The following is a 12,487-nucleotide window of genomic DNA, read 5'->3' on the forward strand; positions in this document are numbered from 1 at the left end:
GATCCTTGGTGCGGGGGCGTTCACGGTCGGCACGCCCTGAAAACATGTCAGGATCCGGACATGGCCTGGTTCATGATCGACCCGTCGAACGACAAGGAGATCGGGGCGATCGCCCATGGTCCGGTGCTACTCGCCCGCGTCGAGGGCATCACCGTGGGACTACAGTCGATCATGGCGTATTCGGCCGGTCTCGAGATCGCGGTGACCGTCGTGGGCCGCGGCATACACGTCGAAGCGATGAAGCGGCAGTACAGGGCACCGGCGGTCATCGATCCGCAGACCGGTAAACGCCGCCCCGGGCAGGTACGCGGTCGCCCGTTGCGGCTGCGTGCCCTCGACGATTCGGTTCTTCAGCCGGTGCCTCGGAGCGACAATCGCGGATGGTACGACACCGACGAGTTGTATCAACGCGAGTACCTGTACGAAGTCACCGGGCTACCGCCCACCCGTGATCTGCCGTTGATCGCTGAATGGCCCGAGATCGGACTCGAACCTGTGATCACGCACCTGGTGCTTCCGGACCCGGCGGATCTTGCCGACGCGATCATCGCTCTGCCGTAGAAGAATTCGGCGAGCGCTCGCCGATTGCAGGATATGTTTGTCACACATGCGCTAGACGAGGACGCGAGACATGACCACAGCGCCACAACGGCGGCGTACGACGTACACGCGCCAAATCGTTCAGATACTTGTCGGTTTGTTCATCGCAGGGCAGTCCCTTAACGGATATCTCGGCCTCGCACGCGGTGAATTATCCCTGGTGGGCTCGAATGACTATGCCGCCCAGATATTCGTTCTTATCCTTCCCCCACTGGTAGGTCTTTTCGTCGTCGGTGACGCTATACGCAACATTCGCCGACTAGGACGTAAAAGACACCAGGCTGAGGATCCACCGTAGAAACGGAACTCACCGCCTGGCTCGTGCCCGTCGCCTGATCGACGAGCATCAGAGGCCGCCCACCCGAATGGGGCAGCGCCGATCGTCCGGATGTTCGACAGAACCACCGGATCGGCACCCAGCCACCTTGGGGGTCCATCCCGTCGGCGAGCTGAGCTGCTGCCGCCGTCGGTGTGTTCAGTGCGCCGATCACCAACCATCATGTCGGGTCGAGGCTGTCTCCGGGCCAGACCTGCTGTGTGATCTCGTGCGGGAAACTCTCCGGATCGGTGGTGTACAGGACGGACACCGGTGACCAGTGTTCGTTCTCGATCGTGGACGCAGGACCGCTGCGCATCATGTCGTCCTCCCGCCATTGGATCGACAGGTCCGGACGCGGCAAGCTCAGGGAGTAGAACTCCATGTGTACACCCCCGAAGTAGGATCACGGCGTGCCGGTGTGCCATTGTGCCCACGGTAGACGACGATTCCCGTGCCGGCGCGCCCCCTCGATCTGTTCAACGCTCGCCGGAGTGCCCGGCGGCAGGACCGTCATTCTGAAACGGTCAGTCAAATCGCCCGCTCGGGGAACGTCGTTTTTGCCGTCTCACACGGAGGCGCGGATCGGGCGAGCGACACAGCGGACTCGGGATCGTCTACCGATGCTGAATGCCGTTGTTGCTACGAACAATGTCTGTCACCCCTGCCTTGGTTCTGCGAGGTTATGGACGCGATCGGCCGGGCTCCGGCACCGTTCCGGCACGGAAAACGCGCTCACCTGGTGGTTCGGGGTCGATGGTGCGTAAACGGCAATTTACGACTCCGACCCCGCAGAAACCGTGAGTGACCACGGCGCTAGGGCGAATCTGCCTGATTTATCCCTATTTGTAGGTGTTGAGATGCGGCGAAGATCGACAAGCCCGACCGCCTGGATCGACAACGATCACTCGGACCGACCGCTCGTACCTGTGCTTATTCGTACGAAGAGCAACCAGCGTGATCTACGTTCTGTCGAAGTAGCCTGTCGATCGCCCCGCTGCTTCCGGGGATGCACCGGATCGAGATCGCTGCTTCGATACAGCTGCGATCATCGGCGCGGACCCGCATGGTTGTCGGGTAGGCGTGTCAAGATCACCGGCATGAACGCAGAGACGAGCCCGATCCTGGAATCGACGGTGGTACTGGCGATGGATTACGGGCAGTTCTGCCTCGACGGCGGACTCGGGGATATCGACAACGAGATCGAGCTGCTCGAGCAGGCCCAAGCGGAGCAGCCCAGCGCAGGTGACGGCACCATGGTTGTGGTGGTGTGCCCGCATCAGAACAACTTCGAGATGAGCGTGGACGTGCAGGTCTTCGACCGCCGTCCCGCCGCCGATCGGTCGGAGTGGCAGCAGGTCAGCGAAGACCGCCTCGAAGTCGACGCGCCCGGGGTGCTGAGCCTGTCGTCCCCGACCACCGAGCCGGTCACCGTTGCGGTGCCGCCCGGGCAATATGTGGTGGAGGTGTCCGGGCGTGGTTTCGTCAACTACGGCTGGCCCGGTTCGACCACCCCAGGGGATGTGTGGCGCCTGCGGCTGTGGCCCGACGACTGCAGCGTCCTCGAGCCCGCGCAACGGTGGGAGATGCCGGGCTACGGCATTCCGGAGAACACCCCGTCCTCGACGCACGAATCCGGCAGCTCGGTGACGGACGAATCGTGAAGCCGCGACCGAGGTCGACGATTACCGGTGACCTGCCGCTCACCGATCCGTCTGCAGCGACGATCAGCGAGGTGGGCCGTACGGACTTCCCGTTGAGGTGGCGTGAGATCGGAAGAGCATCAAGGTGATCGAAGCCGAACTCTATGTCCAATACGGATCCACCTTGCCCTTTCAGCAGGTCGGCATGCCGATGCCGGATCTTCCTGCCGCGACCGGCGACATCCTCACGTGGGATGGCGCCCAACGACTCCTGGTCGTAGCGACGGCGTCCTCGTTGGGTGCGGTCGCATTTCGCTCCGAGATAGTAACTGCCGAGCCTGCGATAGACGGTGCCGGATGGGACGAATGGCAGGAGGTATCGGTCCAGTTCGACAGCGGCGATGTCCGACTTCGGGATCTCGACGCCGACACCGCACTCCTCGACGCAAGCCTTGTTTCCCTACCGGGTCGGTACCGAGCCCGCCTCTACGCCACAGGTCGCGACTGCGCAGTTGAACTGCAAGAAGCCGGCGATGATCTCGTCGAACGCTATCTCATGCAGCTATGGCCCGAAACCGCGCCGAGACCACCGACCCCGGTGATGAAGGTCGATCGACCGGCTCGGTAGCACTGTGCCGATGTCCCACCGGCCGTGCCCGGGTCACATGTAGTACGGCATGCTGTCGACCGAATAGCCGAACATACCCATGCACAGGCCGGTCAGCAGAAATGCCACGAGAAAGCCCGCGAGGGCCAACCGGGCACGCCGCCACACCAGGAACGCGACCGCGCCCGCTGTCGCCACTGCGACAAGCGGAGCAGCCCAGCACAGCCAGTAGTCGACCCCGCCGGGTGGAAAAGACGGCACGTCGAACGCGCGCTGCATGGCCATCACCGCCGGCCAGTAGCTCAATGCGCAGACGAGGATCCCGGCGAAGGCACTCCACCACAGCAACGCCAATCGGTATTCGCCACGCCTCTCGGACACCTCGTCAGCCTAGAAGAGTCGCGGTCCCGGCAGCCGGTGGACACCGATGCTCTCCGTCCACCTGCCGGAACGAGCATCGAATAATGTCGCAGCATGCGCATACCCGGCTCGGAGATCGGTTCGCGGTGGGACATCGAGTTCACCTTCGAACCCACCGATCACATTCGGGACGTACTCGTCTCCGCGTTCGCCCGGCTCTCCCGCGACACGCTGCGCTTCGAGGCGATGAACACGTTCGATCCCGGGGTGTGGCGCATCGACATCCGACTCGAGGTCGTCCCCGTGCCGGGGTTGGTGTGCTCCCTCGTCGTCGGCGGCACGCCGCACAGCGGTTTCGGTATCTCCAGCGCGGTGGAGGACGTCGCCACCACGGTCGAGATCGCCTCCTACTTCCAAGACGTCGACGAATGGCTGCAATGGCCCACGCTGCCCGACGGCCGGCATCTGACACCCAGAATCGTCGACGGTCGAGCTGTGTGGGGACGATACACGGGGGAGGTCGTCGCGCCGATCGGGGAACTCACCGACTACATCGACCGCCTGCACCACTGAGCGCAGCCGGCATCGTCCATGCGGTGCGCTCGGGCAGGGTCATTCATCCTCGAGGAAGGGCTCTTCCGCGTCGAGCAGTTCGGCGTCTTCGGCAGACAGGTTCTCGCCCGGTTGCACCGTGCGGGTCAGCGAGCCGTCTCGATCGAATCTCTCCGGTGCCTGGACGATCTGCAGACCCCGCGCCAGTGTTTCGACCTGGTCCTCATCGGCACCGGCTCCCTCTGCGAAGAACGCTGCTGCGACCGCATCGTGGGCCAGCGCCTGCGCAAGCGACCAGTCCCGGATGTACTCGTCCAGAGGATCCGTGGGATCGCGCCTGCTCAACGACTCGGTGATGCACCGCTCGAAGTAGGCGGCGACCAGGTCCTGGGAACGAGCCCACTGCTCCCGCAGTCCGGTTGCGGCAGCCGCCTCCTGTAACTGCGCACGGATATCGAGGGCATCGGCGACGCGCATCGGCGGGGACCGGCGCACCTGGGCGACGTAGTCGTCGAACCCGATCGCCGCGACGGTGGTGAAGGTATCGACGATGGTCGGCCAGTTCGGTCCCAGATGCTCGGCGAGGTCAGCGTCGGTGATCGTGGTCGCCTCGAGGTGCTGAACCAGCCTGTCGAGAGGGCGATTCGGGTCGTCGTACATCCCGTCCCGATCCGCCTGGCGTAGCCATTCCATTTCCGCGATCGTGGCGTCCCCAGGTACCGAACTGGCTTGCGCAAGTGCTTCGCCGATGGACAGTTCGGTCCCGGTGGCGACCTGCGGCCCCCATGCGGCGCCGTTGACCCGCAACAACTCCGCGGCGCGTTGCACGACGGTCGTCAAACGCTCCGACGTACCAACGGGATCGGGCGGATTCTCGATAGACGATTCCGGGGCTGAGGTCGGGCTGGATGGCGTACTCGCCGCATCGTGACTGCGCGCCGCGGCCGGAGTGTCCCTCGATCCGGTCTTCCACACTCCGATCGCCGCAGCAGCCACAACAGCGCAGACGGCTACTGCTGCCAGAGCCTTCACCCCGCGACGTCGTGGCTGCACTTCTGTACGTCTCCTTCGATACGGCCTCTACGAGTTGTCCGAATCCGAACCCGATCTGGAGATTACCGGGTGCAGGGGTGCACTCATCGGTCAACAGCGGCCGGTGGCCTCTGGCTCAATGCCACATTTCATCGAAGATCTCCAGCCATCTCTTTCTGAAGGTCACAACCGACTAGGCGCGACAACTGTTCCGAAACCCATGTCTAAAACCTCTGGTTCAAAACCAGCCTTGTCGGCGAGTTATGGAACACTGCGAGCTTGTGAGCGAACTTTTGGGCTATGCGAGGGTCTCGACGACCGATCAGACCCTCGATCTGCAGAGCGACGCGCTGAGGGCGGCGGGGTGTTCGCGGATCTGGACCGAGACCGCCAGCGGTGCCACGACCGCCCGGCCGCAACTCGACGACCTGTTCTCGCACCTGCGGGCTGGCGACACCCTGGTGGTGTGGCGGCTCGATCGGCTCGGCCGCTCCCTGCCGCATCTGCTTCAGGTGGTCACCGATCTCGAGGAACGGGGCATCGGGTTCCGGTCGGTGACCGAGTCGATCGACACCACCACGGCCGGCGGCAAGCTGATCTTCTCGATCTTCGGTGCGCTCGCCGAGTTCGAGCGCAACCTCATCCGTGAACGCACCTCGGCCGGACTTGCAGCGGCCCGAGCTCGGGGCCGGGTCGGGGGCCGGCCGCCGAAGATGACGGCGAAGAAGATCAAGCAGGCGAAGTTGATGCGCGACAACGGAATGAGTCAGGTCGAGATCGCGGAGATTCTTGGGGTTGGTCGTACGACGCTGTATCGGCATTTGCAGTAGAGGTGGGGTGACCACAGTCCGGCAGTCACGCCCTGCGGAAACGCTTCGCCCGTAATGAACTGTGCGAGCGCCGACGCAGCGAAGGGCTGATCGTTCCGCGGCGTTCGGGTTCGACCGTGCTGTCCCGCACGGCCGGGTTGGGTGAGCGCCGAAGGTGGATTCGGTCAGATCACCACCGGTGGCGAGGTCACACGTGTGCCGCGGGACCGTGTCAGCCTGTGCGGACAGCACGGCGCCATGCGGTCTCTCGCAGCAGCCGCAGTCCGTTGAGGCCGACGAGGATGGTGGAGCCTTCATGGCCGGCCACCGCCAGCGGCAACGGCAGGGGGCCGACCAGGTCCCAGGTCACCAGGGCCGCGATGACCGAGGCGGCGATGGCGAGGTTGGCGATGACCACGCGTCGGGCCCGCCGTGCCAGGTGGATCACCGTGGGGATGGTGGTGAGGTCGTCGCGGACGACGACCGCGTCGGCGGTCTGCAAGGTCAGGTCCGATCCGGCGCCGCCCATGGCGATACCGACATGCGCAGCGGCCAGCGCGGGGGCGTCGTTGATGCCGTCGCCGACGACGACAACTTTTTCTCCGTCGGCCTGCAGCGCGCGTACGGCGGCGACCTTGTCGTCGGGCAGCAGCCCGGCCTGTACCTCGCTGATGCCGACCTCGGCGGCGAGCCGTGCGGCGACGACCGGATTGTCGCCGGTCAGCAGCGTGGGGGCGGTGCCGATGAGCGCCCGAGTGGCGGCCACGGCGATCGCTGCCTGCGGGCGCAGTGTGTCGGTCAGGCCCAGCACCCCGACGGGATGATCGTCGCGGGTGACGACCACCGCGGTGTAACCCTGGTTCTGGAAGTCCTCGACCACGGTAACGGCGGGGGGGTGGGTGCTGTGTCGTTCGAGCAGCGCGGCCGGGGCGCCGACAGTGACGATGTGGTCGTCGATCAGGGCGGAGACCCCGCGGCCCGGCAGTGCGGTGAATTGCTGTGCTGCCGGCCAGGTCAGGGTGCGGGTATGTGCGGCGCGCATGATCGCCGCGGCGAGCGGATGCTCGCTGGGGTGTTCGGCAGCGGCCGCCCACCGCAGCACTTCGTCGGGGTCGACTCGCGGGTCCACCGCCTCGATCCGGACGAGTTCGGGGGTGCCGTGGGTCAGGGTGCCGGTCTTGTCGAATGCGAGGCGGGTGGCGGTGCCGAGCTGTTCCATCACCACGGCGGATTTGACCAGCACCCCGTGGCGGCCGGCGTTGGCGATGGCAGCCAGCAGCGGTGGCATCGTTGCCAGCACCACCGCACACGGGGACGCGACGATCATGAATGTCATCGCCCGCACCAGTGCACGTTCGAGCGGTTCGCCGAACAGCAGTGGGATGGTGAACACCGCGAGGGTCACCGCGACCATGCCCACCGAGTAGCGCTGCTCGATCTTCTCGATGAACAACTGCGTGGTGGCCTTGGTGCGGCCGGCCTCCTCGACCAAAGTGGCGATGCGGGCGATCACCGAATCGGCGGCCCGGCGAACCACCCGCAACCGCAGGACACCGGTGCCGTTGACGGTCCCGGCGAACACCTCGTCCCCGGCGGTCTTGTCCACCGGCAGGGGCTCGCCGGTGATGCTGGCCTGATCGACCTCGCTGCCCCCGCCGATGACCGTCGCATCGGCCGGGATCCGCTCCCCGGGGCGCACCAGCACCAGGTCGTCGACCTCGAGTTCGGCCGCGGCAACCGAGTGTTCCCGGCCGTCGGCATCGAGGCGGGTGGCGGTCTCCGGGGCGAGCTCCAGTAGTCCGCGCACCGAGTCCTCGGTGCGGGCGGTCGCCCATGCTTCCAACGCGCCGGAGGTAGCGAAGATGACGATCAGCAGTGCGCCGTCGGTGATCTGCCCGATGGCCGCCGCGCCGATCGCGGCGAGGACCATCAGCAGATCCACATCCAAGGTCTTGTCCCGCAGCGCCCGGATCCCGGCCGCGCCGGGTTCCCAGCCGCCGGCGGCGTAGCAGGCCAGATACAGCGCCCACCATGTCCAGGTCGGCGCACCGGCGAACTGGGCGATCAGACCGAGGAGGAACAGGACGAGGGCTGCGCCGGCCCAGCGGACCTCGGTGAGTTCGAACAGGGTCGTACGGCGTACCGCTGTCGACGGGGGCGTCGGATGCGGATGGGTGGATGTGGCGGTCGGTGCGACCACAGGTCACCTCCAGGGCGACAGACAACAGATGCGAACCACGATAACAGAACAAATGAAGAGGTCTTCATGTATTGATTTCGGGGTAGGCTCCGCGGTCATGGGACACGGAATCGAGGGCCGCGACCGCCCGGCCGCCCGGCTGGACGCCGAGTCCGCCGCCCATGTCGCCACCACCTTGCAGGCCTTGGCGACGCCGAGCCGATTGTTGATCCTCACCGAACTGCGCCACGGCCCGCGCCCGGTCACCGAACTGGCCGAGGCCGTCGGAATGGAGCAGTCCGCGGTCTCCCACCAGCTTCGCCTGCTCCGCAATCTCGGCTTGGTTGTCGGCACCCGAGCGGGCCGTTCCATCGTCTACAGCCTCTACGACAACCACGTCGCCCAACTTCTCGACGAGGCCGTCTACCACAGCGAGCACCTGCGCCTGGGATTGTCCGATCAACCCGAAACCGCCGGCTGAGCCCCTCCCGCGACCGATGCCGAGGCGAGGTGCACTTGGTACCGGTCCCCTCGGTCGGCGGCGCCGAGTGGTGGGACCGCGCTCGGCAGTATCGGGTCACTCGAGGGTGTAGAGATCGTGCGCGGTGGCGGCATAGGCGGTGTCGGCATCGACGGCCAGCAACGCCTCGACCGGACCGACCATTGCCTTCTGTTCCCAATTTCGACCGGTGTGGCTGCGCCAGGCGACACCGTCGGTGTCGACACCCCACAGGGATCCGTCACCGGCGGCGGAGAGCAATACCAGTGTGGGGGCCTCGGGAATGGTGGTGAAGGTGCGGGCGGTATCGGTGCTGTGCTGCAGCCCCTCGGCGGTGGCCGCCCAGACACCGCTGTCGGTGACAGCCAGTGCTGCGGCGGCCAGCGGGGCTCCCGAACTCCACGTGGTGCCGGCGTCGGTGGAGACCAGCAGTCCGGTGGTTCCGTCGAAGCCGACGAGCACCGTCCCGTCGGTGGCCAGGGCGTGGAAGTCCACCTCTCCGGTCAGGGATTTCGGGGTCCATGTCCGTCCGCCGTCGATGCTGTCGATCAGTCCGAGCGGGTTCGGTGCCGAACTCGACGGTCCGGGATGTCCGGAGGCGAAGAGCCGATCGGTGCCGGGCACCCCGGTCAGTCCCATGAAGTCGTCGTCGGAGGTGCCGACCCGGGTGGTGCGCCCGTCGACGCCGAGGGTGACCAGGCCGGTGTGAGTGCCGGCCAGGATCGTGCCGTCGGCACCGAGGTGTAACCCGTGCAGGTGATCGAGGGCAGGGGTCAATGCCACCGCGGGCACCTCCGCGGTCGGGACAGACCCCGATCGGGTCGGTGTCGTAGCGGGCTGCTGGGTCGAGCATCCGACGAGCACGGTCAGGGCAGCGGCGACGAGCACACCCCGGCAGGGGCGCGCGAACGATATCCACATGGACGCAGAAGAACTTTCTCTCTGGGGCAGGGCCACGCAGGTCAGGTGCGGGCTAAGTGGGCGGGGTCGAGGTCGAGGCGGCGCAACAGTTGTGCGTTGAGGGCAACGACGATGGTCGAAACCGACATGAGCACCGCGGCCACCGCCGGGGAGATCGCCACCCCGACGAAGGCGAGCACACCGGCGGCCAGGGGCACAGCGATGATGTTGTAGCCGGTCGCCCACACCAGGTTCTGCCACATCTTCCGGTAACTGGCGTGGGAGAGCTCGATGATCGACAGCACCGCCCGCGGATCGTTCGCCGCCAGCACCACCCCGGCGGATTCGATCGCCACATCGGTACCGGCACCGATCGCCACCCCCACGTCGGCGCGGGCCAGGGCCGGGGCGTCGTTCACCCCGTCGCCGACCATGGCGACCTTGTGCCCGCGCTGCTGCAGTTCGGTGACCTTCGCGTCCTTGTGCTCGGGCAACACCTCGGCGAACACCTCGTCGATGCCGAGATCGGCGGCGACGGCGTCGGCGACCTGCCGGGCATCACCGGTGATCATCGCGACCTTGACTCCGCGGGCGTGCAGGGCGTCGATCGCCTGGCGGGACTCCTCCCGGACCGCGTCCTCGAGCGCCACGGCACCGAGCACCCGATCACCTTCGGCGATGTGCAGCACCGACGCTCCGCGCTGCACCCACTGTTCGGTGACGGCGGTGACCTCCTCGGGTACCGACAACGCCAGGTCGGTGAGCATCGCGGGGCCGCCGACGGTGACCTCGGTGCCGTCGACGACCGCGCGCACGCCACGGCCGGGCAACGACCGGAAGTCGGTGGCGGTGATCTTCTCGCCCGTCGGGACACCGGTGTCCGCTGCGGCCACGATCGCACGCGCGACGGGATGTTCACTGTCGGCTTCGACCGCGGCGGCGCGGGCCAGCAGATACGACTCGCCGATCCCATCGGCGGTCGCGACGCCGGTGACCTGGTGCTGGCCCTGGGTCAGGGTGCCGGTCTTGTCGAACAGCACCACCTCGACGGTGCGCATGCGTTCGAGGGCGAGACGGTCCTTGACCAGCACCCCGGCCTTGGCGGCGCGTTCGGTGGAGATCGCGATCACCAGCGGGATCGCCAACCCCAGGGCGTGGGGACAGGCGATGACCAGCACGGTGACCGTGCGCACCACCGCTTCGTCGACGTTGCCGAGCAACGCCCACACCACGAAGGTGAGCAGCCCGGTGATGGCGGCAAAGTAGAACAAGAACGCCGCGGCCTTGTCCGCCAGCGCCTGTGCCCGCGAGGAGGAGGCCTGAGCGTCGGCGACCATGCGTTGGATGCCGGCCAGGGCGGTGTCCTCACCGATGGCAGTGATCCGTACGCGCAGGGCGCTGTCGGTGGCGACGGTGCCGGCGACCACCGTGTCACCGCTCTCGCGGGTAACGGTCTTCGATTCGCCGGTGATCATCGACTCGTCGACCTCTGCGCGCCCGTCGACGACCGTGCCGTCGGCCGGGACGCGGGCCCCGGCCCGCACGAGCACCACGTCGTCGAGGGTCAACTCCGACAGCGGCACCTCCTCGGTGCCGTCGTCGGTGATCTTCTCGGCGGTGTCGGGCAGCATCGCCGCCAGCGCGTCGAGCGCTCCCGAGGCCGAACCGAGGGCACGCATCTCGAGCCAGTGCCCGAGCAGCATGATCACGATCAGCAGCGCCAGCTCCCACCAGAAGTCCAGGTCGAAGCCGCCCAGGCCGAGCGTGGTGATCCACGAGGCGGCGAAGGCGACGCTGATGGCCATCGCGATCAGCAGCATCATTCCCGGGCGGCGCGAACGCAGTTCGGCCCAGCCGCCGGTGAGGAACGGCATGCCGCCGTAGGCGAAGATCACCGTGCCCAGCACCGGCGGAATCCACATGGCCCCGGGGAAGTCCGGCATGGGATAGCCGAGCAGCTCGGCGACCATGTGGCTGAACCCCACGACCGGGATCGACAGGATCAGCGACACCCAGAAGCGGCGGCGGAACATCTCCCCGTGCGCGCCGTGCCCGGCGTGCCGGTCGTGGCCGCCGTGCCCGGTGTGTTCGGCGGACCCGCCGAGGTGGGCGAGGTGTTCGCCGTGCCCGGCATGCGCATCTTCCGCGTCGGGCGGCGGGCTCTGTGTGGAGGTGCCGTGATCGTGTCCGGCCGGCGCCGGATGGGAGTGTCGGTGTTCCGGGTGCGACATCGAAAAGCTCCTGTCTGGGGCGGCCGACGGGGGTGAGCGGGGTGCGTTAGAGGGTGTCGAGCAGTTGGCGCATCGTCTCGATTTCCTGCTGCTGGGTCTCGACGATGCTGCGGGCCATCACCACCGCCTCGGGGAACTGTCCCTCGGCGATCTCGGTCCGTGCCATCTCGACGGCGCCTTCGTGGTGGGTGATCATCTGCTTGAGGAACAGGCGGGCCGCGTCGGTGCCCTGGGCATCCGATAGTGCCTGCATGTCCTCGTCGCTCATCATCCCGTCCATCCCGCTCATGCCGTCGCTCATCCCATCCATGCCCATGTCCTCGTCCATGCTGGGCATGTCGTGAGCCCCGTCGGGCATCGAGGTGGGTGCACCCCACTGATCGAGCCAGGACTCGAGTTGGTCGATCTCCGGACCCTGCGCGGCCTTGATCTGCTCGGCCAAGGCACTGACCTCGGCGGGGATGTTGTCCTTGGCCAAGATCATGTCGCTCATCTCGATGGCCTGACTGTGGTGCGGGATCATCATCTGCGCGAACATCACATCGGCATCGTTGTGTGCCGCGGTCTGTTCGGTGGGCGTGCTCGCCGAAGCTGGCGAGGTCGAGGTCGAGGTCGCGGCCGTGGTGCCGGTGTCGGAGTCGCTGCAGGCAGCGGCGGTGAACACCACCGCCAGGGCGGTGACGCCGGCAGCAAGGGTCTTCTTGTTCATCAGGGTGTGTTCCTTTCTCGAACGAGCACAGGCATCGTGATGGCCCAGTT

General features: G+C 66.6%; 13 protein-coding genes. 6 read left to right on the top strand and 7 right to left on the bottom strand.

The window, feature by feature from the left end:
* The first annotated feature begins 60 nt into the window (after positions 1-60).
* Positions 61-561, top strand: a complete 501-nt coding sequence (locus IM25_RS18200) for a hypothetical protein (RefSeq protein ID WP_033098377.1) — start codon at positions 61-63, stop codon at positions 559-561.
* A 536-nt stretch (positions 562-1,097) separates the two neighbouring features.
* Here the strand turns inward: IM25_RS18200 and IM25_RS18205 are convergent.
* Positions 1,098-1,301 (bottom strand): hypothetical protein, encoded by a 204-nt coding sequence (locus tag IM25_RS18205; RefSeq protein WP_033098378.1) that lies wholly within the window; start codon positions 1,299-1,301, stop codon positions 1,098-1,100.
* A gap of 715 nt (positions 1,302-2,016) precedes the next feature.
* On the opposite strand from IM25_RS18205, the gene IM25_RS18210 reads away from it, so the two are divergent.
* Positions 2,017-2,580 carry a hypothetical protein gene (locus IM25_RS18210; RefSeq protein WP_052040159.1) on the top strand — a complete coding sequence of 188 codons (564 nt, stop codon included), beginning with the start codon at positions 2,017-2,019 and terminating at the stop codon, positions 2,578-2,580.
* Positions 2,581-2,704: 124 nt separating this feature from the next.
* Positions 2,705-3,187 (top strand): hypothetical protein, encoded by a 483-nt coding sequence (locus tag IM25_RS18215; RefSeq protein ID WP_052040153.1) that lies wholly within the window; start codon positions 2,705-2,707, stop codon positions 3,185-3,187.
* A 33-nt stretch (positions 3,188-3,220) separates the two neighbouring features.
* On the opposite strand, the gene IM25_RS18220 is transcribed toward IM25_RS18215, so the two are convergent.
* Entirely contained in the window at positions 3,221-3,547 is a 327-nt protein-coding gene (locus tag IM25_RS18220) for a hypothetical protein (RefSeq protein WP_033098379.1), read from the bottom strand.
* 93 nt (positions 3,548-3,640) lie between these two features.
* On the opposite strand from IM25_RS18220, the gene IM25_RS18225 reads away from it, so the two are divergent.
* A complete protein-coding gene (locus IM25_RS18225) occupies positions 3,641-4,099 on the top strand; it encodes a hypothetical protein (protein WP_033098380.1) in 459 nt (152 codons plus the stop codon).
* Positions 4,100-4,138: 39 nt separating this feature from the next.
* Here IM25_RS18225 and IM25_RS18230 read toward each other — a convergent pair whose 3' ends face one another.
* Positions 4,139-4,918, bottom strand: a complete 780-nt coding sequence (locus IM25_RS18230) for a hypothetical protein (RefSeq protein ID WP_033098381.1) — start codon at positions 4,916-4,918, stop codon at positions 4,139-4,141.
* Between the two features lie 473 nt (positions 4,919-5,391).
* On the opposite strand from IM25_RS18230, the gene IM25_RS18235 reads away from it, so the two are divergent.
* Positions 5,392-5,940: a recombinase family protein gene (locus tag IM25_RS18235; protein ID WP_065996229.1), complete on the top strand. Its 549-nt coding sequence runs from the start codon at positions 5,392-5,394 to the stop codon at positions 5,938-5,940.
* Positions 5,941-6,151: 211 nt separating this feature from the next.
* Here IM25_RS18235 and IM25_RS18240 read toward each other — a convergent pair whose 3' ends face one another.
* The gene (locus IM25_RS18240; protein ID WP_065996231.1) at positions 6,152-8,119 is read right to left on the bottom strand and encodes a heavy metal translocating P-type ATPase; all 1,968 of its coding nucleotides are present in this window, start codon (positions 8,117-8,119) and stop codon (positions 6,152-6,154) included.
* A 97-nt stretch (positions 8,120-8,216) separates the two neighbouring features.
* On the opposite strand from IM25_RS18240, the gene IM25_RS18245 reads away from it, so the two are divergent.
* The gene (locus IM25_RS18245; RefSeq protein WP_006554865.1) at positions 8,217-8,579 is read left to right on the top strand and encodes an ArsR/SmtB family transcription factor; all 363 of its coding nucleotides are present in this window, start codon (positions 8,217-8,219) and stop codon (positions 8,577-8,579) included.
* Positions 8,580-8,675: 96 nt separating this feature from the next.
* Here IM25_RS18245 and IM25_RS18250 read toward each other — a convergent pair whose 3' ends face one another.
* From IM25_RS18250 to IM25_RS18260, 3 genes are read right to left on the bottom strand one after another with little or no spacing between them, the layout of a single operon-like run.
* On the bottom strand, positions 8,676-9,518 hold the full coding sequence (locus IM25_RS18250; RefSeq protein ID WP_006554866.1) for a F510_1955 family glycosylhydrolase: 843 nt from the start codon (positions 9,516-9,518) through the stop codon (positions 8,676-8,678).
* 41 nt (positions 9,519-9,559) lie between these two features.
* Positions 9,560-11,728, bottom strand: a complete 2,169-nt coding sequence (locus tag IM25_RS18255; protein ID WP_082937604.1) for a heavy metal translocating P-type ATPase — start codon at positions 11,726-11,728, stop codon at positions 9,560-9,562.
* A 46-nt stretch (positions 11,729-11,774) separates the two neighbouring features.
* Complete coding sequence (locus IM25_RS18260) at positions 11,775-12,437, bottom strand: DUF305 domain-containing protein (protein ID WP_033098406.1); 663 nt, start codon at positions 12,435-12,437, stop codon at positions 11,775-11,777.
* Between the last annotated feature and the right edge of the window lie 50 nt (positions 12,438-12,487).

This window comes from Rhodococcus sp. p52 (assembly GCF_000763325.2).
Classification (GTDB): Bacteria; Actinomycetota; Actinomycetes; order Mycobacteriales; family Mycobacteriaceae; genus Rhodococcus; species Rhodococcus pyridinivorans.